This window comes from Stenotrophomonas sp. MYb57, from assembly GCF_002966815.1.
In the GTDB taxonomy this organism is placed as follows: Bacteria; Pseudomonadota; Gammaproteobacteria; order Xanthomonadales; family Xanthomonadaceae; genus Stenotrophomonas; species Stenotrophomonas indicatrix.
On sequence record NZ_CP023271.1, the window covers coordinates 1982939 to 2009048 of the forward strand.

The 26110-nt window shown below is 65.9% G+C and carries 22 protein-coding genes and 1 pseudogene; 12 read left to right on the plus strand and 11 right to left on the minus strand.

Features of this window, described 5'->3' with window-relative positions; genetic code table 11:
• Positions 1-121 precede the first annotated feature (121 nt).
• Positions 122-661 (plus strand): adenine phosphoribosyltransferase, encoded by a 540-nt coding sequence (locus CLM74_RS09225; protein WP_032951771.1) that lies wholly within the window; start codon positions 122-124, stop codon positions 659-661.
• 78 nt (positions 662-739) lie between these two features.
• Here CLM74_RS09225 and dbpA read toward each other — a convergent pair whose 3' ends face one another.
• From dbpA to CLM74_RS09240, 3 genes are all read right to left on the minus strand, one after another.
• Positions 740-2116 (minus strand): ATP-dependent RNA helicase DbpA, encoded by a 1377-nt coding sequence (gene dbpA / locus CLM74_RS09230; RefSeq protein ID WP_105163897.1) that lies wholly within the window; start codon positions 2114-2116, stop codon positions 740-742.
• Between the two features lie 102 nt (positions 2117-2218).
• Positions 2219-2491, minus strand: coding sequence for a hypothetical protein (locus CLM74_RS09235; RefSeq protein ID WP_105163898.1), 273 nt, complete (start codon positions 2489-2491; stop codon positions 2219-2221).
• Positions 2492-2519: 28 nt separating this feature from the next.
• A complete protein-coding gene (locus tag CLM74_RS09240; protein WP_105163899.1) occupies positions 2520-3599 on the minus strand; it encodes a YeiH family protein in 1080 nt (359 codons plus the stop codon).
• A 102-nt stretch (positions 3600-3701) separates the two neighbouring features.
• On the opposite strand from CLM74_RS09240, the gene CLM74_RS09245 reads away from it, so the two are divergent.
• Both CLM74_RS09245 and CLM74_RS09250 read left to right on the plus strand, forming a co-directional pair.
• Positions 3702-4577 (plus strand): LysR family transcriptional regulator, encoded by an 876-nt coding sequence (locus CLM74_RS09245; protein ID WP_105163900.1) that lies wholly within the window; start codon positions 3702-3704, stop codon positions 4575-4577.
• A gap of 330 nt (positions 4578-4907) precedes the next feature.
• Positions 4908-6788 (plus strand): ATP-binding cassette domain-containing protein, encoded by a 1881-nt coding sequence (locus CLM74_RS09250; protein WP_032977580.1) that lies wholly within the window; start codon positions 4908-4910, stop codon positions 6786-6788.
• A gap of 111 nt (positions 6789-6899) precedes the next feature.
• On the opposite strand, the gene CLM74_RS09255 is transcribed toward CLM74_RS09250, so the two are convergent.
• Positions 6900-7361: a cytochrome c gene (locus tag CLM74_RS09255; protein ID WP_032977578.1), complete on the minus strand. Its 462-nt coding sequence runs from the start codon at positions 7359-7361 to the stop codon at positions 6900-6902.
• Between the two features lie 9 nt (positions 7362-7370).
• Entirely contained in the window at positions 7371-7763 is a 393-nt protein-coding gene (locus CLM74_RS09260; protein ID WP_025875058.1) for a c-type cytochrome, read from the minus strand.
• Between the two features lie 205 nt (positions 7764-7968).
• Here CLM74_RS09260 and CLM74_RS09265 point away from each other — a divergent pair, with 205 nt between their 5' ends.
• The 3 genes and pseudogenes from CLM74_RS09265 (at position 7969) to CLM74_RS09275 (ending at position 15715) form a co-directional block, all read left to right on the plus strand.
• Positions 7969-9120 (plus strand): MexH family multidrug efflux RND transporter periplasmic adaptor subunit, encoded by a 1152-nt coding sequence (locus tag CLM74_RS09265; protein WP_025875055.1) that lies wholly within the window; start codon positions 7969-7971, stop codon positions 9118-9120.
• Between the two features lie 62 nt (positions 9121-9182).
• Positions 9183-12638, plus strand: a pseudogene (locus CLM74_RS09270) (efflux RND transporter permease subunit); the annotation flags it as partial.
• Positions 12635-15715: an efflux RND transporter permease subunit gene (locus CLM74_RS09275; RefSeq protein ID WP_025875053.1), complete on the plus strand. Its 3081-nt coding sequence runs from the start codon at positions 12635-12637 to the stop codon at positions 15713-15715. The pseudogene CLM74_RS09270 and the gene CLM74_RS09275, both read left to right, overlap by 4 nt.
• Positions 15716-15910: 195 nt before the next feature.
• Here the strand turns inward: CLM74_RS09275 and CLM74_RS09280 are convergent, their stop codons facing one another.
• The 6 genes from CLM74_RS09280 to ykgO all read right to left on the minus strand — a co-directional run bounded on the left by CLM74_RS09280 (position 15911) and on the right by ykgO (position 20410).
• On the minus strand, positions 15911-17143 hold the full coding sequence (locus tag CLM74_RS09280) for a TraB/GumN family protein (RefSeq protein ID WP_199776086.1): 1233 nt from the start codon (positions 17141-17143) through the stop codon (positions 15911-15913).
• A complete protein-coding gene (locus CLM74_RS09285) occupies positions 17136-17666 on the minus strand; it encodes a GNAT family N-acetyltransferase (RefSeq protein ID WP_025875048.1) in 531 nt (176 codons plus the stop codon). The genes CLM74_RS09280 and CLM74_RS09285 overlap by 8 nt, the downstream gene beginning before the upstream one ends.
• 14 nt (positions 17667-17680) lie before the next feature.
• Positions 17681-18568 carry a carbon-nitrogen hydrolase gene (locus tag CLM74_RS09290; protein WP_025875046.1) on the minus strand — a complete coding sequence of 296 codons (888 nt, stop codon included), beginning with the start codon at positions 18566-18568 and terminating at the stop codon, positions 17681-17683.
• Between the two features lie 163 nt (positions 18569-18731).
• Complete coding sequence (locus tag CLM74_RS09295) at positions 18732-19769, minus strand: agmatine deiminase family protein (RefSeq protein WP_025875044.1); 1038 nt, start codon at positions 19767-19769, stop codon at positions 18732-18734.
• A 39-nt stretch (positions 19770-19808) separates the two neighbouring features.
• On the minus strand, positions 19809-20078 hold the full coding sequence (locus CLM74_RS09300) for a hypothetical protein (protein ID WP_223482678.1): 270 nt from the start codon (positions 20076-20078) through the stop codon (positions 19809-19811).
• A gap of 206 nt (positions 20079-20284) precedes the next feature.
• Positions 20285-20410: a type B 50S ribosomal protein L36 gene (gene ykgO / locus CLM74_RS09305; RefSeq protein WP_005409283.1), complete on the minus strand. Its 126-nt coding sequence runs from the start codon at positions 20408-20410 to the stop codon at positions 20285-20287.
• Between the two features lie 197 nt (positions 20411-20607).
• On the opposite strand from ykgO, the gene cmk reads away from it, so the two are divergent.
• The 6 genes from cmk (at position 20608) to CLM74_RS09335 (ending at position 26095) form a co-directional block, all read left to right on the plus strand.
• Entirely contained in the window at positions 20608-21285 is a 678-nt protein-coding gene (gene cmk, locus CLM74_RS09310; protein ID WP_105163902.1) for a (d)CMP kinase, read from the plus strand.
• A 201-nt stretch (positions 21286-21486) separates the two neighbouring features.
• Positions 21487-23172, plus strand: a complete 1686-nt coding sequence (rpsA, locus tag CLM74_RS09315) for a 30S ribosomal protein S1 (protein WP_025875032.1) — start codon at positions 21487-21489, stop codon at positions 23170-23172.
• A gap of 89 nt (positions 23173-23261) precedes the next feature.
• Positions 23262-23567 (plus strand): integration host factor subunit beta, encoded by a 306-nt coding sequence (locus CLM74_RS09320; RefSeq protein ID WP_005409286.1) that lies wholly within the window; start codon positions 23262-23264, stop codon positions 23565-23567.
• Between the two features lie 77 nt (positions 23568-23644).
• Positions 23645-23929 (plus strand): lipopolysaccharide assembly protein LapA domain-containing protein, encoded by a 285-nt coding sequence (locus tag CLM74_RS09325; RefSeq protein ID WP_025875021.1) that lies wholly within the window; start codon positions 23645-23647, stop codon positions 23927-23929.
• 6 nt (positions 23930-23935) lie between these two features.
• Positions 23936-25114, plus strand: a complete 1179-nt coding sequence (gene lapB, locus CLM74_RS09330) for a lipopolysaccharide assembly protein LapB (protein ID WP_032977571.1) — start codon at positions 23936-23938, stop codon at positions 25112-25114.
• A 3-nt stretch (positions 25115-25117) separates the two neighbouring features.
• Positions 25118-26095, plus strand: a complete 978-nt coding sequence (locus tag CLM74_RS09335) for a glycosyltransferase family 4 protein (protein WP_105163903.1) — start codon at positions 25118-25120, stop codon at positions 26093-26095.
• The last annotated feature ends 15 nt before the right edge of the window (positions 26096-26110 follow it).

Consider the following 26110-nt stretch of genomic DNA (forward strand, 5'->3'; position numbering starts at 1 on the left):
GCGATTTTGGCGTGATGCGCCACGGCGCCATCGGTGGAACGCAGCGGCGCAGTGGTGCCGGGAACGGGCAGGGCACGGGCGAACCGGTTACCCTATGCCGCCATACAAGCTGGTAGCTGCAATGACCGACGCCACCGTGGCCGTCCCCGCCTGGGCCTCGCGCCTGCGCGACATCGCTGATTTCCCGAAGCCGGGCATCCTGTTCAAGGACATCATGCCGCTGCTCGCTCACAGCGAGGACTTCCGTGGCGCGATCGTGGCGATGGCCGATCGCTGGCGCGATCAGAAGCTGGACGCGGTGGTCGGCATCGAATCGCGCGGCTTCATCCTCGGTGCGGCCATGGCGCTGGAACTGGGCGTGGGCTTCGTGCCGGTGCGCAAGCCGGGCAAGCTGCCGGGCAAGGTGCTGCGCGAGGAATACACGCTGGAATACCGCAGCGACTGCATTGAAGTGCATGCCGACGCGCTGCCGGCCGGTGCGCGCGTAGCGATCATCGACGACGTGCTGGCAACCGGCGGTACGCTGGTTGCTGCGTTGTCGCTGGTGCGCCGCCTGGGCGTGGACGTGGTCGGCGCCGGCGTGCTGGTCGAGCTGGACGGCCTGGGCGGCCGTGGCCGCTGGGAAGCGGATCTGCCGCTGCACACCGAACTGGTGTTCTGATTGCGTCGCCGGGCATGGCCCGGCGCTACCCACGGCAAGCAGGTAGCGCCGGGCCATGCCCGGCGGATGTCCTGCCCGTTACATCATCCGCACGCGGAAACGACGGCCCTTGATCTTGCCCGCTTCCAGCTTCGCCACCGCCTTGTTGACCTGCTCGCGGGCGATCGCCACGTAGGAACGGGTCGGGAAGATCGCGATCTTGCCGATGAACTTGGCCGACAGGCCGGCATCGCCGGTGAGGGCGCCGAGGATGTCGCCTGCGCGCAGCTTGTCGGTCTTGCCGCCATCGATGCGCAGGGTGCGCATCGCCGCCTGCGGCAGCTCGGCCGGGCGCGACGTCGCCAGCGGCGTCTTCTGCCAATCCAGCGGCTCGCCGCGCTGTGCTTCGATGGCGTCGGCGCGGTTCTTTTCGCGGCCCGCCACCAGACTGATCGCCAAGCCACTGGCGCCGGCACGACCGGTACGGCCGACACGGTGCTGGTAGCTCTCGACGTCGGTCGGCAGCTCGTAGTTGATCACCGCGGCCAGTTCTTCCACATCCAGCCCGCGTGCGGCGACGTCGCTGGCAACCAGCACGTTGCAGCTGCGGTTGGCCAGGCGCAGCAGCACTTCCTCGCGGTCGCGCTGTTCCATGTCGCCATGCAGGGCGAGCGCGGAGAAGCCGAACTGCTGCAGCGAGTTGGCCACTTCGTCCACGTCCTTGCGGGTGTTGCAGAACACCACGGCCGATTCGGGCGTGTACTTCAGCAGCAGGCCGGCCAGTGCCTTCTGCCGGTGTGCCGGTTCGACTTCGCAGAACAGGTGGCGGATGGCCGGGGCCTGGTCGGCGCCTTCCACGGTCACTTCCACGGCATCGCGCAGCAGGTCGCGGGCCATGGCGCGGATGGTGTCGGGGAAGGTTGCCGAGAACAGCAGGCTCTGGCGATCGCGGTGGGTACGGCCGGCGATCTCACGGATCGGTTCCTCGAAGCCCATATCGAGCATACGGTCGGCTTCATCCAGCACCAGCGTGCGCACGGCGCCCAGATTCAGTGCGCGCTTGCGCGCCAGTTCCTGCACGCGGCCGGGCGTGCCGACCACTACGTGCGGGTCGTGGCTTTCCAGCGACGCCAGCTGCGGGCCCAGCGGCGTGCCGCCGGTCAGCAGCAGCAGCTTCAGGTTGGGGATGCCGGTGGCCAGCTTGCGGATCTGCTTGGCCACCTGGTCGGCCAGCTCGCGGGTGGGGCACAGCACCAGCGCCTGTACGCGGATCAGGCTGGTGTCGATGGATTGCAGCAGGCCAAGACCGAAGGCGGCGGTCTTGCCGCTGCCGGTCGGGGCCTGGGCGATCACATCGCGGCCATCAAGGATGGCGGGCAGGCTCTGCGCCTGGATCGGCGTGAGGGTGGTGTAGCCGAGGGCATCCAGGCCGGGCTGCAGGGCCGGGCTCAGCGGCAGGGTCGAGAAATCAGTCATGGCGCATTGTACCTGCGCGCGCGCCCGGTCCCGCCGTCGTTCACGATTGTGGGGGCGCCCGGTAGCGGGCGACCTTGGTCGGCACCTTGGCCGAACGTTCCCTCAACCCAGCCCGATGACCACCAGCCGCGCAGCCATCGCCTGCAACTGCTCCGGGGTGGCCGGTTTTCCAGCGACCCGGGGCTCCAGCAGCAGCTGGTGGAACCACGGGTTGGCGTGCCGCGTGTCGACGTCGAACGAACAGGTCGCCTGCACGCCCACCACTGCTTGAACGATCTCGACCAGCGTGTCTTCGGCTTCATCGACATTGCCCCGCCCATATCGATCATCCAGCAGGCGCAGCGGGATCTGCAGCAGGGCGGCGGAGACTGGCATGCCTCAAGTCTAACGATCCACGTTGCCCTCAGCCCAGCACCGCCAGCACACCCTGGTGGATCGCCAGGCCACCCAGCAGCAACCAGGCGAACAGGATCGATGCCAGCAGCAGCGGCTTCAACCCGGCCTGGCGCAGCGCAGACACATGGGTGGTCAGGCCCAGCGCGGCCATCGCCATGGCCAGCAGCACGGTATCCAGCTGCACCAGCCCGGCCTGCACACCCACCGGCAGCAGATGCAGCGAGTTGAGCCCGGCAACCGCCACGAAACCGAACGCGAACCACGGCACCACGATCCGGGCCTTGCCACCGTCCGCCGCCGCCTTGCCACCACGGGCCAGCCACAGCGACAGTGCGATCAGGAACGGTGCCAGCAGCATCACCCGCACCATCTTGGTGATGACCGCGGTATCGGCGGCTGACTCGCCCACCGCACGTCCGGCAGCCACCACCTGTGCCACTTCATGCACGGTGGCGCCGGTGAACAGGCCGTACTGCCGCGCGTCCATTGGAAGCCAGGCGTGCGACTGCACCAGCGCATACAGCGCCGGGTACAGGAACATGGCCAGCGTGCCGAACACCACCACCGTCGATACCGCCACCGTCACCTGCGCAGCGCGGCCGCGCACCACCGGCTCTGCGGCCATCACCGCCGCTGCACCGCAGATCGCGCTGCCGGCACCGATCAGCATGGCGGCCTCGCGCTCCATCCTGAACACCCGTACACCCAGCCAGCACGCCAGGCCGAAGGTGCTCGCCACCACCAGCACGTCCATCAGCACGCCGGCGACGCCGACGTGGCCGATGTCCTGGAAGGTCAGCCGCAGGCCGTACAGCACGATGCCCGCACGCAGCAGCCAGTGCTTGGAGAAGCCCACGCCCGCCGCGCTGGCGGGGGCCAGTCGCGGGTACACGGTGTTGCCGACCACGATGCCGGCGACGATGGCGACGGTCAGCGCACTCAGGCCATGCGCCTGCAGCCAGGGCAGCTCGGCCAGGTACAGCGACGCCGCCGCCACCAGGCCGACCAGCAGCAGGCCGGGCAGGCGCAGTTGCCAGCGCTGGCGCAGGGCGGGCAGGGACCAGGGGGACAGGGCAGGCGCGTTCATGGCGGGTGGGATGCGGGAGAGAGGCGTACAGCCTGCATCCATGCGATTGACCCGTAAAACGAATAATATCGGTGAAACCTACCCATAACACAGGTAACGGACATGCGCCTGACGCTCCGCCAGCTGCAGGTCTTCGTTGCCATCGCCGACCAGGGCAGCACCACCGCCGCAGGCCAGGCCATCGCGCTTTCCCAGTCCGCCAGCAGCGCGGCCCTGCAGGAGCTGGAAGCGCACTTCGGCACGCCGCTGTTCGACCGCATCGGCCGTCGCCTGGCGTTGAACGGCCACGGCCGGGCCTTGCTGGAGCCGGCGCGCGCGCTGTTGGTCAATGCCGCCGATCTGGAGCGGCAATTGGCGGCGGGCGGTGACCCGTCCCAAGGCGCGCCGCTGCGGCTGGTGTTGGCGGCCAGCACCACCATCGGCAACTACCTGCTGCCGCCGCGTATCGCCGAGCTGCTGCGGCAGGCACCGCAGGCCGAGGTCGATCTGCGCATCGACAACAGCGCAGGCGTGGTGGCGGCCGTTCAACGGCTGGACGTGGATGCAGGACTGATCGAAGGCCCATGCCACGAACGCGGGCTGCAGGTGACCGCCTGGCAGCAGGACCCGCTGGTGATCGTCGCCGCCGCGGATGCGCCCCCGCGCTGGTCGCTGCATGAACTGCGCGCAGCGCGCTGGCTGCTGCGCGAACCCGGCTCAGGCACCCGCGAGGCTGTCGAACAGGCATTGCTGCCGCATCTGCGTGGCTTCGCCCAGACCCTGCAGCTGGGCAATACCGAAGCCATCAAGCAAGCCGCCATCGCCGGCCTCGGCCTGGCCTGCCTCTCGCGCCATGCCCTGGAAGAACCCTTGGCCCTCGGCCGCCTGCGCATCCTTCAAACGCCATTGCCGGCCCTGCACCGCACGCTGTGGCTGGTACGCCACCCCGGCAAGCGATGGTTGCCGGGTTTGCAGGCGTTGTTGGGGGAAGTGCAGTAGCCGGGATCCATCTTCCACAGCGTGAATCCACGTAGGGGTCAGAGCCTATTGCGCAGCAACGGGATCCGACCCCGTGTCGACCAAGGTCGACACCTACCAACAGCAGCGGAGATCTGTCGAAGGCGGGGTGGTGTGGGGCTGCAGGACCGTTGGCGCCATGGATGGCGCCATCGAGCCCCCATGGAAGGGTTTACGGCGTGTCCTGAAGCCCCACACCACCCCGCCATCCCTCCAGCAAGTCGGGGTTGGCTGTTGCTGTTGCTGCGGCCGTGGCCTCTGCGGGTGCCGGGCGCCGCCCGGCCAGGCCCCGCAACCCGCTACAATGGCCGGATGCCTCTGATTACTCTGCAAAACGTCGACTTCAGCGTCGGCGGCCCGCTGTTGCTGGAAAAAGCCGAACTGTCGATCGAGCCGGGCGAGCGTATCGCCCTGATCGGCCGCAACGGCGCCGGCAAATCGACCCTGCTCAAGCTGCTGTCCGGCGACCACAAGCCCGATGACGGTGAAGTGCGCGTCCAGCAGGGCGTGCGCGTGACTCGCCTGGAGCAGGAGGTGCCGCATGGCGCCGCTGGCAGCGTGTTCGACGTCGTCGCCGACGGCCTGGGCGAACTGGGCCAATGGCTCGCCGAATTCCATCACCTCAGCCACGCCGACGTGTTCGATGGCGAAGCGCTGGGCAACGTCCAGGCCAAGATCGATGCCGCCAACGGCTGGGGCTTGGACCAGCGCGTCAGCGAGACCCTGACCAAGCTCGACCTCGATGGCGACGCGGAGTTTGCGCGCCTGTCCGGCGGCATGAAGCGCCGCGTGCTGCTCGGCCGCGCGCTGGTCTCCAGCCCCGACCTGCTGCTGCTGGACGAACCGACCAACCACCTCGACATCGAAGCCATCGACTGGCTCGAAATGTTCCTCAAGAACTGGAACGGCAGCGTGGTGTTCGTCACCCATGACCGCCGCTTCCTTCGAGCACTGGCCACCCGCATCGTCGAGATCGACCGCGGCCAGGTCACCAGCTGGCCGGGCGACTGGGCCAACTACGAGCGCCGTCGCGAAGAACGCCTCAACGCGCAGGCCCAGGAAAACGCACGGTTCGACAAGCTGCTGGCGCAGGAAGAAGTGTGGATCCGCCAGGGCATCAAGGCACGCCGCACCCGCGACGAAGGCCGCGTACGCCGCTTGAAGGCGATGCGCAACGAGCGTTCCGCGCGCCGCGACCTCAGCGGCAACGTCAAGATGGAAGCGGCCCAGGGCGTGAGCTCGGGCAAGAAGGTCATCGACATCAAGGACATTTCGTTCGCCTTCGGCGATCGCACGATGGTCCGCGATTTCTCCACCACCATCCTGCGTGGTGACCGCATCGGCCTGATCGGCCCCAACGGCAGTGGCAAGACCACACTGTTGAAGCTGCTGCTGGGCGAACTGCAGCCGCAGAAGGGTGAGGTCAACGCCGGCACCAACCTGCAGGTTGCGTACTTCGACCAGTACCGTGCAGTGCTGCGCGAAGACTGGAGCGCGATCGAGAACGTGGCCGAAGGCCGCGATTTCCTCGAGTTCAACGGCAAGCGCAAGCACGTGCACGCCTACCTGCAGGACTTCATGTTCACCCCTGAGCGCGCGCGCGCGCCGATCACCCGCCTGTCCGGTGGCGAGCGCAACCGCCTGCTGCTGGCCAAGCTGTTCGCGCAGCCGTCCAACCTGCTGGTGATGGACGAACCGACCAACGATCTGGACGTGGAAACCCTGGAGCTGCTGGAAGAGTTGCTGGGCGAATACAACGGCACGTTGCTGCTGGTCAGCCATGATCGTGACTTCATCGACAACGTGGTGACCTCCACGCTGGTGATGGAAGGCGATGGCGTGATCGGCGAGTACGTGGGCGGCTACAGCGACTGGCAGCGTTACGCGGCCAGCGTGGCCGCTGCGCCTGCGGTGGTTGCTGCCGCCAAGCCGGTGGTCGCTGCCCCGGCGGCTGCTGCGGAACCGGCAGCGCCCAAGCGCAAGCTCGCCTACAAGGAAGCGCGTGAGCTGGAACAGCTGCCGAAGACGATCGAAAAGCTGGAAGGCGATGTCGAAGGGCTTACCTCGGCAATGAACGATCCGTCGTTCTACACGCGCAGCAGCGCCGAAGTGACCGCGCACACCCAGCAGCTGGCCAAGGTGCAGGCTGAACTGGATGCCGCGTACGCACGCTGGGAAGAGCTGGAAGGCTGAGCGCCGGTCGGATTCAGTAGATCCACGCCATGCGTGGATATCCGGATACGTGCGGACCAACGGTCCGCACCCACCAACCAACGGTCCGCACCCACTGGGGCGGGCCGGCGGTCATTTGACCCCGTGCAGATCCCGCAGCTGGCTCGGTCGGCTGCCGAAATACGCGGCCAGATCGGCAATGTCCTGATCGCTCAGGTCCTTCGCCTGCGGTGTCATCAGCGCATGCTGGCGATCACCGGCACGGTAGGCCTGCAGCGCATGCGCGAGGTAATCGCCGTATTGACCACCCAGCTTCGGATAGGTCGGATCGATCGGCGCATTGCCGTCGGCACCGTGGCAATCGATGCAGCTCTGGCTGGTGGCCTTGCTCTTGACCTTGGCGCGGGCCTCGCCGGCGGCTTCACGCCCGGCAGGCAGGCCCGCGGAGGAAGACGATCCGTGCTCGCCGCTGGCATGGCCGGGATCGCCGGCGGATTTCTCGCTGTTCTCCACCTGTGACTGCGAGCAGGCCGCCAGCAGCAGGGCGACGGACAGGGCGATGGCGTGACGCAGTGGATGCGCGGCTTTCGACATGGGCGGGCCTTACTTGACGGTGGACAGGTAAACAGCGAGATCGGCGATCTCCTGTTCGCTGAAACTCATCGACTGCGCCTGCATCGTCGGATGCCGGCGCTTGCCCTGGCGGTACTCGGTCAGGGCCTGGGTCAGGTACTGCTGGGTCTGGCCACCGATCTTCGGTACCCGGTAACTGGGGTAGGCGTTCTTGTAACCGGTGATGCCGTGGCAACCCTGGCAGGTGTAGGCAAGCACACGGCCATTGTCGAAACTGCCGGTGGGCGTGGCAGCCGCCGGCACAGGGGCCGGAGCCGGTGCCGGGGCGGGTGGTGCTGCAGGAGCAGGTGCGGGCTGTGCGGCGGCCCCGAGGGGCAGGAGGACGGCCAGAGCGAGACAAGCGGCGAGCGGCTGCGGGCGCATGGTGTCTTTTCCGGGGATTCGGGTCTGGTCGTTCCGGCGTGGGGTACGGAACGACCCGAGTATAGCCTCAGGTTTCATCTAGCTGAAATGGGGTCGGCCCGACCGGCGGCGTGAAGACACCATGACCTTTGGGATATGGTGTTGCCGTGAAGTGGTGCATTACTTTGCTACCACACCTGCCCACGCATCCTCCAGGGATCTGACGATGTCGCACCAAACCTTCCTGCCCGGCCCCCGCAGCGGACTCTGCGCTGCCGCGCTGCTGCTCTCCACCTCCCTGCTGCTGAGCGGTTGCGCCGCTGGGCCCAACAACGAGGCCAAGGCGGCCGAGACCAAGGACGAGAAGAAGGTCGACGCGGTGCCGGTGGAAGTGGCCGTGGCCAGCCATCGCGCGGTGGCCGCCAGCTACACCGGAACGGCGGCACTGGAGCCGCGCGCCGAATCGCAGGTGGTCGCCAAGACCTCGGGCGTCGCGCTGGCGGTACTGGTCGAGGAAGGGCAGCGGGTCAGCGCCGGGCAGCCTCTGGTGCGGCTGGATCCGGACCGCGCACGCCTGGCCGTTGCCCAGAGCGAGGCGCAGATGCGCAAGCTGGAAAACAACTACCAGCGCGCACAGAAGCTGGTCGGCCAGCAGATGGTCAGTGCTGCCGATGTCGACCAACTGCGCTACGACCTGGAAAACGTGCGCGCGCAGTACCGCCTGGCCACGCTGGAACTGTCCTACACCACCGTGGTCGCACCGATTTCCGGCGTGATCGCCTCGCGATCGATCAAGACCGGCAACTTCGTGCAGATCAACACGCCGATCTTCCGCATCGTCGACAACTCGCGGCTGGAAGCCACCCTCAACGTGCCCGAGCGCGAGCTGGCGACCTTGCGTGCGGGCCAGCCGGTCACGCTGTCGGCCGATGCGCTGCCGGGCCAGACCTTCACTGGTGTGGTGGACCGTATCGCGCCGGTGGTGGATTCGGGCAGCGGCACCTTCCGTGTGGTCAGTGCTTTCGATGGCGCCGCGCAGTCGCTGCAGCCGGGCATGTTCGGCCGTATCCGCATCGACTACGACCAGCGTGCCGACGCACTGGTGGTGCCGCGCCTGGCACTGCTGGACGATGGTGAACCGGCAGTGTTCCGCGTGCGCGAGGGCAAGGTCGCGCGGGTGCCGGTCAAGCTCGGCTACGCCGAAGGGCCGTGGGTGGAAATCCGTGAGGGACTGGCGGCGGGCGACCAGATCGTCACCGCCGGCAAGGTCGCCCTGCGCGACGGTACTGCGGTGCAGGTGATCGCCGATCCGAAGGCCAAGGCGAAGACCGTAACCGCCTCGGCCAAGCCGGCAGAGAAGGCCGGGAGCACGCAATGACCGCGCCCGGCCACGACCACGGTGCCTCGCCCGGGAGCGATGGCGCCGCCGCAGGCATGCGTGGCGGCCTGGTGGAGTTCGCCACCCGCCGCCGCGTCACCATCGCCATGTGCACGGTCACCCTGCTGCTGTTTGGCCTGATCGCACTGGGCAACCTCAAGGTCAACCTGCTGCCCGACCTGAGCTATCCGACGCTGACCGTGCGCACCGAGTACACCGGTGCGGCGCCGACGGAAATGGAAACCCTGATCACCCAGCCGGTCGAAGAAGCCGTGGGCGTGGTCAAGAACCTGCGCAAGCTGAAGTCGGTCTCGCGCACCGGCCAGAGTGATGTGGTGCTCGAGTTCGCCTGGGGCACCAACATGGACCAGGCCAGCCTGGAAGTGCGCGACAAGATGGAAGCGCTGAACCTGCCCCTGGAAGCCAAGGCGCCGGTGCTGCTGCGTTTCAATCCCTCCACCGAGCCGATCATGCGCCTGGTGCTGTCGACCAAGGCCGCGCCTGCGACCGACGAAGAAGCGATCCGTGAACTGACCGGCCTGCGTCGCTATGCCGACGAAGACCTGAAGAAGAAGCTGGAGCCGGTTACCGGCGTGGCGGCGGTGAAGGTTGGCGGTGGCCTGGAAGACGAGATCCAGGTCGACATCGACCAGCAGAAACTGGCCCAGCTCAACCTGCCGATCGACACCGTCATCAAGCGGTTGAAGGAAGAGAACATCAACATTTCCGGCGGCCGCCTGGAGGAGGGCTCGCAGCGCTTCCTGGTGCGCACCGTCAACCAGTTCGCCGACCTGGAAGAAATCCGCAACCTGCTGGTCACCACCCAGTCCGCCAACGGCAGCGCGGCCGACTCGGCGCTGCAGCAGATGTTCAACATCGCTGCCTCTACGGGCTCGGCTGCAGCCGTCGCCGCCGCTTCCGCTGCACAGAGCGCTTCCTCAGGCGGCGCCTCCAGCGTGGTCGCCAACGGCGTGCCGGTGCGCCTGAAGGACGTGGCCACCGTGCGCCAGGGCTACAAGGAACGCGAAGCGGTCATCCGCCTGGGCGGCAAGGAATCGGTCGAACTGGCGATCTACAAGGAAGGCGACGCCAATACAGTGGCCACCGCCGAAGCGCTGCGCAAGCGTCTGGAGCAGATCAAGGCAACGTTCCCGGCCGATGCCGAACTGACCACCATCGAAGACCAGTCGCGCTTCATCGAGCACGCCATCGCCGACGTCAAGAAGGACGCGGTGATCGGTGGCCTGCTGGCGATCCTGATCATCTTCCTGTTCCTGCGCGACGGCTGGAGCACGTTCGTGATCAGCCTGTCGTTGCCGGTCTCGATCATCGCCACGTTCTTCTTCATGGGCCAGCTTGGCCTGAGCTTGAACGTGATGTCGCTGGGCGGCCTGGCACTGGCCACCGGCTTGGTGGTGGATGACTCGATCGTGGTGCTGGAGAGCATCGCCAAGGCGCGCGAACGCGGCCTGGGCATCCTGCAGGCGGCGATCGCCGGTACCCGTGAAGTGAGCATGGCCGTGGTCGCCTCGACCCTGACCACCATCGCGGTGTTCCTGCCGCTGGTGTTCGTCGACGGCATCGCCGGCCAGCTGTTCCGCGACCAGGCGTTGACCGTGGCCATCGCCATCGCGATTTCGCTGCTGGTGTCGATGACCCTGATTCCGATGCTGAGCTCGCTGAAGGGTCGGCCGCCGCTGGCCTTCCCGGAAGAAGCCGCAGCCGAGCCGTGGCAGCCGCAGAGCCGCTGGCAGAAGCCGGTCGCACTCGGCCGTCGTGGCGTGGTGGCGACGATGCGCTGGAGTTTCTACGCGCTGGCATGGCTGGTGGTGCGCCTCTGCCGTGGCGTGGCTGCAGTGATCGGCCCGGTGATGCGCAAGGCCAGTGACATCGCCATGAAGCCGTATGCCGGTGCCGAACGTGGCTACCTGCGGCTGCTGCCGGGTGCGTTGGCCCACCCTGGCAAGGTGCTGGGCCTGGCTGCGCTAGCGTTTGTCGGCACGATGGCGCTGGTGCCGATGCTCGGCGCCGACCTGATCCCGCAGCTGGCGCAGGACCGTTTTGAAATGACGGTCAAGCTGCCGGCCGGCACGCCGCTGAAGCAGACCGATGCGCTGGTGCGTGAGCTGCAGTTGGCGCATGGCAAGGGCGAAGGCGTGGCATCGCTGTACGGTGTCAGCGGCAGCGGTACCCGCCTGGATGCCAGCCCGACCGAGAGTGGCGAGAACATCGGCAAGCTGACCATCGTGATGGAAGGCGGCGGCAACCCGCAGACCGAAGCGGAGATCACCGAGCGCCTGCGCGACACCATGGGCCAGCACCCGGGTGCGCAGGTCGACTTCGCGCGGCCGGCATTGTTCAGCTTCTCCACGCCGCTGGAAATCGAACTGCGTGGGCAGGACATGGCGACCCTGGAAGTGGCAGGCCAGCGCCTGGCGGCGCTGCTGCGCGGCAATGCGCACTACGCCGACGTCAAATCCACCGTGGAAGAGGGCTTCCCGGAAATCCAGATCCGCTTCGACCAGGAGCGAGCCGGTGCACTGGGCCTGACCACGCGGCAGATCGCCGATGTGGTGGTGAAGAAGGTGCGCGGCGATGTCGCCACCCGCTACAGCTTCCGCGACCGCAAGATCGACGTGCTGGTGCGCGCGCAGGAAACCGATCGTGCCAGCGTGGAGAGCATCCGCCGGTTGATCGTCAATCCCGGCAGCACCCGTCCGGTCACCCTGGATGCGGTTGCCGACGTGGTGGCCACCACTGGCCCCAGCGAGATCCATCGTGCCGACCAGACTCGGGTGGCCGTGGTCTCGGCCAACCTGCGCGACATCGACCTGGGTGCGGCCATGCGCGAAGTACAGCAGATGGTGTCCGAACAGCCGCTGGGAGCCGGCGTGGGCCTGCACATCGGCGGCCAGGGCGAGGAACTGGCACAGGCGGCGAAGTCGCTGATCTTCGCCTTCGGCCTGGCGATCTTCCTCGTCTACCTGGTGATGGCGTCGCAGTTCGAATCGCTGCTGCATCCGTTCGTGATCCTGTTCACCATCCCGCTGGCGCTGGTCGGCGCGATCCTGGCGTTGATGCTGACCGGCAAGCCGATTTCGGTGGTGGTGTTCATCGGCCTGATCCTGCTGGTCGGCCTGGTCACCAAGAACGCGATCATCCTGATCGACAAGGTCAACCAGCTGCGCGAGGCCGGCGTGGCCAAGCACGAGGCCTTGGTGGAAGGTGCGCGTTCGCGCCTGCGGCCGATCATCATGACAACTCTGTGCACGCTGTTCGGCTTCCTGCCGCTGGCGGTGGCGATGGGCGAGGGCGCCGAAGTGCGCGCACCGATGGCGATCACCGTGATCGGTGGCCTGCTGGTGTCGACCCTGTTGACCCTGCTGGTGATCCCGGTGGTGTACGACCTGATGGACCGCCGCGGCGATGCCTACTACCGCGAACGCGGTCGCAAGCATGCCGGTGAGGGCCTGCACGGTGCCGAGGGCAGTGCGTCGGGTGCGGAGGAACCGGCATGAGCGTTGCCGAGTTCTCCATCCGCCGCCCGGTCACCACCATCATGTGTTTCGTGTCGCTGGTGGTGGTCGGCCTGATCGCCTCGTTCCGGCTGCCACTGGAAGCGCTGCCGGACATCTCCGCACCGTTCCTGTTCGTGCAGATTCCCTATACCGGCTCCACCCCGGAAGAAGTCGAGCGGACCATCATCCGGCCGGTGGAGGAGTCGCTGGCGACGATGACCGGCATCAAGCGCATGCGGTCGTCGGCGACCTCCGAAGCTGCGTCGATCTTCATTGAGTTCAGTGACTGGGATCGTGATATCGCCATCGCCGCTTCAGATGCGCGCGAGCGCATCGACGCGATCCGCAGCGACCTGCCTGACGATGTGCAGCGCTACAACGTGTTCAAGTGGTCCAGCAGCGACCAGCCGGTGCTGAAGGTGCGCCTGGCCAGTACCACCGACCTGACCACCGCCTATGACATGCTCGACCGCGAATTCAAGCGGCGTATCGAGCGGATTCCGGGCGTGGCCCGGGTCGAGATCACCGGCGCGCCACCGAACGAGGTGGAGATCGCGATCGATCCGAACCGCCTGAACGCCCACGGCCTGAGCATCAACGAGCTGAGCGATCGCCTGCGCACGCTGAATTTCTCGATCTCGGCCGGGCAGATCGACGACAATGGCCAGCGCGTGCGCGTGCAGCCGGTGGGCGAGATCACCGACCTGCAGGAAATGCGTGACCTGGTGATCAATGCCAAGGGACTGCGCCTGGGTGACATTGCCGATGTGCGGCTGAAGCCGGCGCGTATGAGCTATGGCCGCCGCTTGGATGGCAATCCTGCCGTCGGCCTGGACATCTACAAGGAACGCAGCGCCAACCTGGTGGACGTCTCGCGCGGCGCGCTTGCCGAGGTTGAAGCGATCCGCGCGCAGGCATCGATGCGCGACGTGCAGATCAAGGTGATCGACAACCAGGGCAAGGCGGTGACCTCGTCCCTGCTGGAGCTGGCCGAGGCCGGCGGTGTCGGCCTGATCCTGTCGGTGACGGTGCTGTTCTTCTTCCTGCGCCACTGGCCGTCCACGTTGATGGTGACCCTGGCCATTCCGATCTGCTTCACCATCACCCTGGGCTTCATGTATTTCGCCGGGGTCACGCTCAACATCCTGACCATGATGGGCCTGCTGCTGGCCGTGGGCATGCTGGTCGACAATGCCGTGGTGGTGGTCGAGAGCATCTACCAGGAACGTGAGCGGCTGCCGGACCAGCCACGCCTGGCCTCGATCATCGGCACCCGTAACGTTGCCATCGCGCTCAGCGCCGGCACCTTGTGCCACTGCATCGTGTTCGTGCCCAACCTGTTTGGTGAAACCAACAACATCAGCATCTTCATGGCGCAGATCGCGATCACCATCTCGGTCTCGCTGCTGGCCTCGTGGCTGGTGGCGGTCAGCCTGATCCCGATGCTGTCCGCGCGCATGGCCACGCCGAAGCTGGTGCACTCGCAGACCGGCGTGATCGCGCGCCTGCAGCGCCGCTACGCGCAGCTGCTGGACTGGTCACTGCGCCATCGCGGCTGGAGCCTGCTGGGCATCCTGCTGGTGGTGCTGGTCAGCCTGGTGCCGATGAAGCTGACCAAGATCGACATGTTCGGTGGCGATGGTGGCAAGGACATCTTCATCGGCTACATGTGGAAGGGCGCCTACACCTACCGGCAGATGTCCGAGGAAGTGGCCCGTGTCGAAGGCTGGATCGAGCAGAACCGCGAGCGCCTGCACGTGCAGCAGGTCTATTCCTGGTACAGCGAACAGGAAGGCAGTTCGACCGTGGTCACCCTGGACGAGAAGTACGCCAAGGACATCAAGGCGCTGCAGGAAGAACTGCGCAAAGGGCTGCCGAAATCCGCGCGCACCGACTACTTCGTCGGCAACCAGGGCGGGGATGGTGGCGGTGGCGGCAACCAGGGCGTGCAGGTGCAGCTGGTCGGCGACTCCAGCGCGATGCTGCAGGAGATCGGCCAGGAAGTGCTGCCGCTGCTGGCACAGCGCGCCGAGCTGCGCGATGTGCGCATCGACAACGGCGAGAAGGGCGGCGAGCTGAAAGTGCACGTCGACCGTGAGCGTGCAGCGGCGTTCGGATTCAATGCCGAGCAGGTTGCCAGTTTCGTTGGCCTGGCGCTGCGTGGTGCACCGATGCGCGAGTTCCGTCGTGGTGACAACGAAGTGCCGGTATGGGTGCGCTTCGCCGGTGCCGAACAGAGCAGCCCTGAAGACCTGGCCGGTTTCAGCGTGCGCACCGGCGATGGCCGCAGCGTACCGCTGTTGAGCCTGGTCAGTGTCGATGTGGGTTCATCAGCGACCCAGATCGGTCGCACCAACCGCCAGACCACGTTGACCATCAAGGCCAACCTGGCCGAGAAGATCACCGCTCCGGACGGCCGCAAGGCCATGGAAGCAGTGCTCAAGCCGATGAACTTCCCGGCCGGCTACGGCTTCACCTTCGATGGCGGCGACTACGGCGATGACAACGAGGCGATGCAGCAGATGGTGTTCAACCTGCTGATCGCGCTGGTGATGATCTACGTGGTGATGGCTGCGGTGTTCGAATCGCTGCTGTTCCCGGCGGCGATCATGAGCGGCGTGCTGTTCTCGATCTTCGGCGTGTTCTGGCTGTTCTGGATCACCGGCACCTCGTTCGGGATCATGTCCTTCATCGGCATCCTGGTGCTGATGGGCGTGGTGGTGAACAACGGCATCGTGATGATCGAGCACATCAACAATCTGCGCCGGGGCGGGATGGGCCGTACCCAGGCGCTGGTGGAGGGCTCACGCGAGCGTCTGCGCCCGATCATGATGACCATGGGCACGGCGATCCTGGCGATGGTGCCGATCTCGCTGACCGATACGCAGATGTTCGGCAACGGGCCGGAGTACTCGCCGATGGCGCGTGCGATTGCCGGTGGCCTGGCGTTCTCTACCGTGGTCAGCCTGCTGTTCCTGCCGACGATCTACGCGGTGCTTGATGACCTGCGCAATGCGGTGGTGCGGCTGATCCAGCGCGCTCGCGGCCGCGAGGTCGTGGCGGGAACCCCGGTGTAGGTGTAGCGGTCGAGCTTGCTCGACCGGAGGGGCGGAAACGTGTTGTGGTGGGGGGAGACCGGTCGTAGTGGGGCGGTCTCCCCTTTTTTTCGCCGGGCATGGCCCGGCGCTACCATCGCCGTGGATGTAAATGACGTGCCAACCAAAGTTGGCACCTACCGGTAGCGCCGGGCCATGCCCGGCGGGGCAGGGCGATCAGCTCGCCACCTTGCTCCAGACCTTGCCCGCGGTCAGCCACAGGCCCAGCATGCTGCCCAGGTTGGTCAGTATGAAGGTCAGCACCACGCGGGTGACACGGTTGCGGTACCAGCCCTTCAACGACTGTGCATCGTCACGCAGCTTGAGGAAATCCTCGTAGGTCGGCTTGCGCAGGCGCGCTTCCACCAGTGCCGCGAATGCGCCGGTGGGGATGCTCAGGCGGAACGGCTTGAACGGCGCCACCACGATCGCGGTGAGGATGCTCAGCGGGTGGCTGCCGGCCACCAGGCAGCCCAGGCCAGCCAGGCCGCCGGTATACATCGCCCAGGTCGCCAGCAGTTCGGTGCCCACGCCCAGTCCACCACGATAGAAGCCAACACCGATGCCGGTGGCCACGATGGCGAGGATCGCCAGGGTGAACCACGGGATGTTGCGCTTCTTCGGCACCGCTTCCAGTTGCTCGCGCAACGGCGCAGGCGCCTCGGTATCGGTTTCCAGGTAACGCGCCAGGCCGGCCAGATGGCCGGCGCCGACCACCGCCAGCACTTCGCGCTGCTGCGGATCATGCGCTTCACGCAGGCGCGTGGCCATGTAGCGGTCGCGCTCGCCGATGATCGTTTCGTACAACGCCGGGTTCTCGCTGGCGAACTCGCCGAAGCTCGATTCCAGCATGTCGCCCTGCTTCAGCTTCTCGATCTCGTCTTCGCCGACATCCTCGGACGAGAACAGGCCGGCGCCGAGCCCGGCCACCAGCTTCAGCTTGCCGAAGAAGCCCAGCCGCTGCGAAGCGCGGCGGAACGTCAGGCCGACTTCGCGGTCGATCAGGTGCACCGGCAGATTGCGCTCGCGTGCCAGGTCCACCGCACGCTTCAGTTCCGCGCCCGGCTCGATGCCGAGCTGTTCGGCCAGTCGGCGCTGGTAGGCCGACAGCGCGAGGTTGGCCGCGAACAACGCGACGCGGCCCTTGCGGATCACTTCCACCAGGTCCAGTTTGGCCAGCGTGTCCGGGTCGCTCAGCGCCTGCAGGCGCTGCGGGTCCAGCTCGACGGCCACCGCATCGAATCGTCCGCTGTCGATGGCTTTCTCCACCGCCTCGACGCTGGCATGGGAGACGTGGGCAGTGCCCAGCAGGGTGTAGCGCACGCCATCGCGCTCGACGACGCGCACTGGCTGGCCGGCGAACAGATCGTCGCCGGTTTCGGGAAGGGTTTCGGTCATGGAATCATTCATTGGAAGGAGCGGAATCGGCGCCATCGCCGAGCGCGCGCTGCATCTGTACGGTGTCCAGCCAGCGGCCGTGCTTGCGGCCGAGGCCACGGAACACGCCCACCAGCTGGAAACCGAAGCGTTCGTGCAGCTTGATGGAGGCCGTGTTGGTCGGCTCGCCGATCACCGCCACCATCTGTCGATGGCCGCGCGCGGTGCAGGCATCGATCAGTGCCTGCAGCAGGCTGGTGCCGACGCCACGGCCCTGGAAACGGGCATCGACGTAGACCGAGTTCTCAACGGTCCACTGGTAGGCGATGCGCGTGCGGTAGGTGTTGGCATACGCATAGCCGGCAACCTGGCCGTCGACCTCGGCCACCAGGTAGGGGAAGCCGCGGTCGATGATGTCGCGCATGCGGCGCAGCATCTCGGCCTGGTCGGGGATCTCGTACTCGTAGGTATTGACGAAGTCGGTCACTTCCACCGCGTAGATCGCGGTGATCGCAGCGATGTCGGCAGGGCCGGCATCACGGATGAGTACGGCCATGCGCGGGCTCCGGGTCAGTCGATGTAGCGCTTGAGCAGGTCGCCGTAGGCGTCGATGCGACGATCACGCAGGAACGGCCAGATGCGGCGCACGTGTTCGCTGCGCTGCAGGTCGACCTCGCACATCAGGATGGTCGCGTCGGTGCCGGCTTCGGCCAGGAACTCGCCCTGCGGGCCCAGCACGTGGCTGTTGCCCCAGAACTGGATGCCCGAGGCGCCCAGCGGCGAAGCCTCGTGGCCGACGCGGTTGCAGCTGAGCACCGGCACGCCGTTGGCTACGGCATGGCCACGGTGGCTCAGTACCCAGGCGTCGCGCTGGCGGGTCTTTTCGTCCTGCACATCATCCGGGTCCCAGCCGATCGCGGTGGGGTACAGCAGCAGCTCAGCACCGGCCAGCGCCATCAGGCGCGCTGCTTCCGGGTACCACTGGTCCCAGCACACCAGCACGCCAAGGCGGCCGACCGAGGTGTCGATCGGCTTGAAGCCGATATCGCCCGGGGTGAAGTAGAACTTCTCGTAGAAGCCCGGGTCATCGGGAATGTGCATCTTGCGGTACTTGCCCAGCAAGGTGCCGTCCTTCTCGAAGACCACGGCGGTGTTGTGGTACAGGCCGGCAGCGCGGCGCTCGAACAGCGAGCCGACCAGCACCACGCCATGCTTCTTGGCCAGCGCGCCCAGGCGCTCGGTGCTCGGGCCCGGAATCGGCTCGGCCAGGTCGAATTCATCGACCGATTCGTGCTGGCAGAAGTAGGGACCGTTGTGCAGTTCCTGCAGCAGCACCAGCTTCGCGCCCTGCGCCGCGGCGTCGGCAACACGCGCTTCGATCACCGCCAGGTTGGCGGCGGCATCACCGTGGTTGCGCTCCTGGATCAGGGCGACGGTAAGGGGGCTGCGCGAGTTCATGCGGGGCGATCCTGCGGGGGAAAACCCGCATGTTAACGCGGATGCGCCACGACAGCGTGTTGGCTGCTGAATGGTGCACGCAACCGGTAGCGCCGGGCCATGCCCGGCGGATTTTCCAGATGCCGCCGCGCTCGCCGGGCATGGCCCGGCGCTACCGCGTGGCTTATGCCTTCAACAGCCCAGCCGGCAGCTGCATGGTGATGCAGTGCAGGCTGCCGTTCTGCCAGATCAGCGAGCGGCACGGCACCTGCACGATCTCGCGGCCCGGGTGGGCCTGTGCCAGCACGTCGCGGGCCAAGTCGTCGGCCGGGTCGCCATAGGCCGGCATCAGCACCGCGCCGTTGACGATCAGGTAATTGGCATACGAAGCAGCCAGGCGACGGCCTTCATCGATCACCGGCTGTGCCCACGGCAGCGGGAACAGGCGGTACGGCTTTCCGTCAGCCGTGCGCAGTGCGGCCAGCTCGGCGCCCATCGCCTGCAGCTCGGCGTAATGCGAGTCGCTGGCGTCGTCGCAGGCCTGGTAGACGATGCTGTCGGCCGAGGCGAAGCGGGCGAGGGTGTCGATATGGGCGTCGGTGTCGTCGCCTTCCAGATAGCCATGATCCAGCCACAGCACGCGCTTCTGCTGCAGCCAGTCGGCCAGGTCGGCGCTCAGGCTGTCGCGGTCACGGTCGGGATGGCGCTCGTGCAGGCACTTCCAGGTGGTCAGCAGGGTGCCTTCGCCATCGGTCTCGATGCCGCCGCCCTCCAGCGCGAACGGAATGCTGCGCACCGTCGCGTCGTTGAACACGCCGGCCTGGTCGAGCGCGCCGACCAGCTGGTCATCCAGGGTTGCGTCGAACTTGCCGCCCCAGCCGGTGAAGCGGAAGTCCAGCAGCTGGAAGCTGCCGTCGGCACGGCGCAGGGTGATCGGGCCCGAATCACGCAGCCAGGTATCGTCGTAGGCGGCGGTGGTGAAGTGGACCTTGTCCATGTCGATGCGGTTGGAGCGCAGCCGCATCTCGGCGTAGGTCTCCACGTCATCGTCGGCCACGCAGATCAGCACCGGCTGGAAGCGGGTGATCGCTGCAACCAGGGCGATGTAGGTCTCTTCCACCTGGCCCAGGCGGTCGGCCCAGTCGGTGTCGGCGGTGGGCCAGGCAATCAGGACGCCGCTCTGGGCTTCCCATTCGGCAGGAAAACGAAGGGTCTGGTTCATGGTCTCGCTACACGCGCCCGCCGGTGGCGGGCATGGGGGTCAACGGATCGGCGGCTTGGGGCCGATTTCGTTCGGATCCGCCTGGTTTGCCACCACGTCGATCACCTTCTGCTTCTCGAAGTAGACGGTGAACTGCGGGTACACCCAGCGGTGGATGGTCGGCCATTGCCGTTTCTGCCCGCCGCGCGGCTGCAGCTGCTCTGCCGGCGCGCCGAACTGCGACTGCACCTGCTGCATGCTCTGGCCGCGGACGGGCAGGGCGCCGGCCGGCTTTTCGCGGGCGCGGTCGACAAGCAGGGTATCGGCCATCGCCGGGGTGGCGGCAGCCAGGGTGGCCAGTACGGCCAGGGTGCACAGGTAACGCGTCATCTCGATCTACTCCCCAGTGGTCAAGAACAGCGATTACAGCAAAAACGGCAGGAAAAAACCGCATAAACAAAAAACCGCCCGAAGGCGGCTTTTTGCATCGGGTCGGCCCCGCGTGGGGCCAGCCGCGGTCACAAGGACCGTTGGGCTTAGCGCTGACGCGCCTTGAAACGCGGGTTCGACTTGCAGATGACGAAGATCTTGCCACGACGACGCACGACCTTGCAGTCACGGTGACGGGCCTTCGCCGACTTCAGGGAGGACAGAACTTTCATGGCATACCTCGGCGTAAACAGTAGTTGTTCGGGTGGAGCGTGGCCGCGATATGCGAAAGACAATCGGCAGTGGACGCTCGTTCAAGCCCGCCATTCTACCGGGCTTTTCCCCATGGTTTCAAGTGGTTGCACAAAAGGCCCGTTGCGGGGTGTCCGGCAGGGGCTAGAATGCCCCCTTCACACGCGCAAGGACCCCCATGAATCCACTCGTTCCCGTCCTGACCATCGACGGCCCGTCAGGGGCCGGCAAGGGTACCATCAGCCGCATCGTGGCGCGCCGGTTGGGCTGGCACTACCTGGATTCGGGCGCTCTGTACCGCGCGGTCGGCGTGGCGGCCAGCTGGGCCGACATCGACACCTCCGATGCCTCCGCGCTGGTGCGCTGCACCTTTGATACGCATGTCCAGTTCGTCGAGCAGGGCGATGGCATGCGGGTCCTGGTCAATGGCACCGATGCCACCGACGAGCTGCGGCTGGAGACCACTGGGGCGCTGGCGTCGGCGATTGCCGCCATTCCCGAGGTCCGGGCCGCCCTGAAGGAGCGCCAGCGCGCATTCAGGATGGAGCCGGGGCTGGTCGCCGACGGCCGCGACATGGGCACGGTGATCTTCCCGAACGCCCCCTACAAGGTCTTCCTGACCGCCAGTGCCGAGGAGCGCGCCGAGCGCCGGCATAAGCAGTTGAAAGACAAGGGGGTTTCTGTTAACTTTGAAGACCTCCTGCGCGAGATCATGGCCCGCGACGCCCGTGATGCTCAGCGTACCGTGGCGCCCCTGAAGCCGGCAGACGATGCTGTCCTCATCGACACCACAGGCATCGGCATCGAAGATGTCGTTGCCAGAGTGATGGATCTGCTTCCGGTTCCGGCTGCCTGATCCGTTCGCGCGGGAGCTCTGCCAGCAGCATCGGTGGAGGTCGCGCATCTGCAGTGCTGTAAAAGCTCCGTCGCGCAATGATGCGTGGCGGTTTTCCTACTTCCACACACGACCTGCATTTCCGGGGTCGACCAACAGGCGGGCGGTAGCCATTCCCTGAAGGGAAGCCAACCGACCCATGTGTCCAACAGAGTAAATCTAATGACCGAATCATTTGCCGAACTGTTTGAAGCCAGCCAGGCCAACCTGGCCAAGCTGAAGCCGGGCGCCATCGTCAGCGGTACCGTTGTTGAAGTCCGCGGCGACGTCGTGGTGATCAACGCCGGGCTGAAGTCGGAAGGCATCGTGCCGATCGAACAGTTCCGTAACGACGCTGGCGAAATCGATGTTGCCGAAGGCGACATCGTCAAGGTCGCCCTCGACTCGATCGAGAACGGCTTCGGTGAAACCGTCCTGTCGCGCGAGAAGGCCAAGCGCGCGATGGTGTGGGACGAGCTGGAAGAAGCGTTGGAAAAGAACGAAACCATCACCGGTCGCATCAGCGGCAAGGTCAAGGGTGGTTTCACCGTGGACATCAAGGATGTCCGCGCCTTCCTGCCGGGTTCCCTGGTCGATGTGCGCCCCGTGCGCGATCCGGCCTACCTGGAAGGCAAGGAGCTGGAATTCAAGCTCATCAAGCTTGACCGCAAGCGCAACAACGTCGTGGTCTCGCGCCGCGCTGTCGTCGAAAGCGAGCACTCGGAAGAGCGCGAGCAGCTGATGGACAAGCTGCAGGAAGGCGCGATCCTGAAGGGTGTCGTCAAGAACCTGACCGATTACGGCGCATTCGTGGACCTGGGCGGCATCGACGGCCTGTTGCACATCACCGACATGGCATGGAAGCGCGTGCGCCATCCGTCCGAAGTCGTCAATGTCGGCGACGAGCTGGACGTGCGCGTGCTGAAGTTCGACCGCGAGCGCAACCGCGTTTCGCTGGGCCTGAAGCAGCTGGGCGAAGATCCGTGGGATAACATCGCCCGTCGTTACCCGGCCAACAGCCGCGTGTTCGGCAAGGTCTCCAACGTCACCGATTACGGCGCATTCGTCGAAATCGAGCCGGGCGTCGAAGGTCTGGTGCACGTTTCCGAGATGGATTGGACCAACAAGAACGTCAACCCGTCCAAGGTTGTGCAGGTCGGTGACGAAGTTGAAGTCATGGTCCTGGACGTCGACGAGGAGCGTCGCCGCATCTCGCTGGGCATGAAGCAGGTTGCCGCCAATCCGTGGGAAACCTTCGCTGCCACCCACAAGAAGGGTGACAAGGTGTCGGGCCAGATCAAGTCGATCACCGACTTCGGCATCTTCATCGGCCTGGACGGCGGCATCGACGGCCTGGTTCACCTGTCCGACATCAGCTGGGCGACCACTGGCGAAGACATCGTTCGCAACTTCAAGAAGGGCGACAACCTGGACGCAGTCGTCCTGGCCGTCGATCCGGAACGCGAGCGCATTTCGCTGGGCGTCAAGCAGCTGGAGCAGGATCCGTTCGGCCAGTACATGGCGACCAATCCGAAGGGCTCCAAGGTCGAAGGCGTGGTGAAGGAAGTCGACGCCAAGGGCGCCATCATCGAGCTGTCCGACGGCATCGAAGGCTATGTTGCAGCTCGCGACATCGCCAACGAGCGTGTTGACGACGCGACCCAGCACCTGAAGGTCGGCGACAAGGTTGAAGCCAAGTTCGTGGGCATGGATCGCAAGGGTCGTACCCTGCAGCTGTCGATCAAGGCCAAGGACGACGCGGAAATGCGCGAAGTGCTGGAGGAATACCAGTCCTCTTCGGCTTCCAGCGGCACCACCCAGCTGGGCGCGCTGCTGCGTGCACAGCTGAACGGCAACAAGTCCGAGTAATATCGGCCTTACGCTGTTCGTTGTTTCCTGGACGGCCCGGGCACTGCCCGGGCCGTTTCAGGCTGAGATGCCCCTGATGTGAGCCGGTAATGACCAAATCCGAACTGATCGAAATCCTTGCGCGCCGGCAGGCGCACCTGAAGGCCGATGATGTCGATCTGGCGGTCAAGTCATTGCTGGAAATGATGGGGGGCTCACTGTCGGCTGGCGATCGCATCGAGATCCGCGGCTTTGGCAGTTTTTCGCTGCACTACCGTCCGCCGCGCCTGGGTCGCAACCCGAAGACCGGCGAATCGGTTGCCCTGCCGGGCAAGCATGTCCCTCATTTCAAGCCAGGCAAGGAATTGCGCGAGCGGGTCAGCAGTGTGCTGCCGCTGGACGCAGATCCGGCCTGAGCCATCCGTCGCGCGACTTCGTGCGAATCCCACCACGAGTCGGATAAGCTACGGCCTCCTGCCAATGGAGCTGTCGCATGAAAGTTTTTCGTCTGCTGGTCCTGCTGGCGGTTCTGATCCTTGGTCTGATCATCGGTGCGGTCAACATGACGGCCATGTCGATCAACCTGCTGTTTACCCAATTGAACACGTCCGTCGGCGTGGCGCTGATCGCCGCTCTGCTGATCGGTGTCGTGGTCGGCGCTGGCCTGGTGCTGGTGAGCGTGGTCATTCCGCTCTACAGCCAGCTGCGACGTGCCAACAAGTCGGCGGCCGCACCGTCGGCGCCGGTGGCCCCCTCCCAATCTTTTGATGGACGTTGATCGAAGATGGAATTCGTTTCCGAGTGGTTCTGGTTCTTCCTCTGTCTTCCGTTGGCGGCTCTGGCCGGCTGGGTGATCGGACGCCGCGGTGGTCAACGCCACGGTGACAACCAGGTCAGCCACCTGTCCAGCACCTATTTCCGTGGCCTGAACTACCTGCTCAACGAGCAGCCGGACAAGGCCATCGAACTGTTCCTGCACATCGCCGAGCTGGACAAGGAAACCTTCGAGACCCAGGTCGCGCTGGGCCATCTGTTCCGTCGCCGTGGTGAAGTGGACCGCGCGATCCGTCTGCACCAGGGCCTGGTCAACCGCCAGGACCTGAGCGACGCGCAGCGCGTGCAGGCCCTGCTGGCACTGGGCGAGGACTACATGAAGTCCGGCCTGCTGGACCGTGCCGAAACCGTGTTCACCGAACTGGCACAGCTGGACCAGCGGGCACCGCAGGCACTCAAGCACCTGATCGGCATCTACCAGGCCGAGCGCGACTGGGAAAAGGCGATCGACAACGCTACCCGCTTCGAGGATGTCACCGGCGAGCCGATGGGCAAGCTGATCGGGCAGTTCGAATGCGAGCTCGCCGAGCGCTTCCGTGGCGCTGGCAAGCTGGAAGAGGCGAGGGCGGCCATTGCCCGCGCCTACCAGGCCGATGCCATGTCGGTCCGTGCCGGCATCATCGAGGGGCGCCTGGAAACCGATGCAGGCAACGCCGAGGCCGCCGTGCGTGCCTTCGAGCGTGCCGCCCGCAACGATCCGGAGTACCTGCCGGAAGTGCTGCCGGCGCTGATGGAAAACTACCGCAAGGTCGGCGACCTGGGCGGCGCGCGCGCGTTCCTGTCCGAGATGACCGAGCATTACCGCGGCATCGCCCCGGTGCTGGCGCTGACCCGCCTGATGGAAGAGCAGGAGGGTGTTGCACCTGCCCGCGCCTACCTCGGCCGCCAGCTCAAGGATCGCCCATCGGTGCGTGGCGAATCGGCGCTGATCGACCTCACCCTGGCCGAGGGCGCAGATTCCACCGCGACCCTGCACGACCTCAAGCACATCACCGATCAGTTGCTGGTGCGCAATCCCGCTTACCGCTGCACCCGCTGCGGATTCGGCGCGCGTACCCACCACTGGCAATGCCCCAGCTGCAAGGAATGGGGCACGGTCAAGCCGCTGTTGAACTACGCGGTGCTCTGAACCATGCCGTGGCTTGTGATGGCCGCGCTGCTGGGCCTGGCCCTGCTCAGCGCGGGGTTGACCTGGGCGGCGCGTGTGTATGCGCTGCGCAGGCAGCTGCTGGATCAGCCCGGCGAGCGCCGCAGCCACAGTGTCGCAACTCCTCGCGGTGGTGGCATCGCCATCGTGATCAGTCTGCTGGTTGCTGCGGCCGTGGCCGCTTTTTTCTGGCCGGACGCCGCGCCCAGCCTGGCTGTTGCCAGCCTTGGCCTGCTGCTGGTTGCCGGCATCGGCTGGTGGGATGACCATCGGCCGCTGCCAGCCATGCGCCGTTTGCTGGTGCATTTCCTCGCCGCTGCCTTGCTGGCAGGGCTGGTCAAGATGCACGGCGGCAGCTGGCTGTTGAGCCTGCTGGTGCTGTTCTTCACCGCCTCGCTGATCAACATCTGGAACTTCATGGATGGCATCAACGGGATTGCCAGCAGCCAGGCCGTCATCGTTGCGCTGGGCTTTGCCACCGTGCTGCCGTGGCCTTATTCGCTGGTGGCCGTTGTTCTCGGCCTGGCGTGCGTGGGTTTTCTGCCGTTCAATTTCCCGCAGGCGCGGATCTTCATGGGTGATGTGGGCAGTGGCGCGCTGGGCTACGCCGTGGCCGTCGTGCTGGCGGTCGCCGCACTGCACACCGACATCAACTGGATCCTGCTGTTGCTGCCGTTGTCTGCATTTCTTGTGGACGCGGGCTTCACGCTGTTGGCGCGCATGCTTTCAGGCCAACGCTGGATGGAACCCCACACCCAGCATGTCTACCAGCGCGCGGTGCAGGCAGGAGCCAGCCATGCCCTGGTGACAGGGATGTACTTTGTTTTGGGCCTGTTCAGTATTACAGTGTTCAATATCTGCACCAATTTGCAGCCGAGGTGGGAGGCTGCCGTAGCGGTCGCGTGGTTTGCCGCGCTGACCCTGCTGTGGCTCCTCCTGCGCAATGGATTGCGCCACCGATAAGGAATTACTCGATCT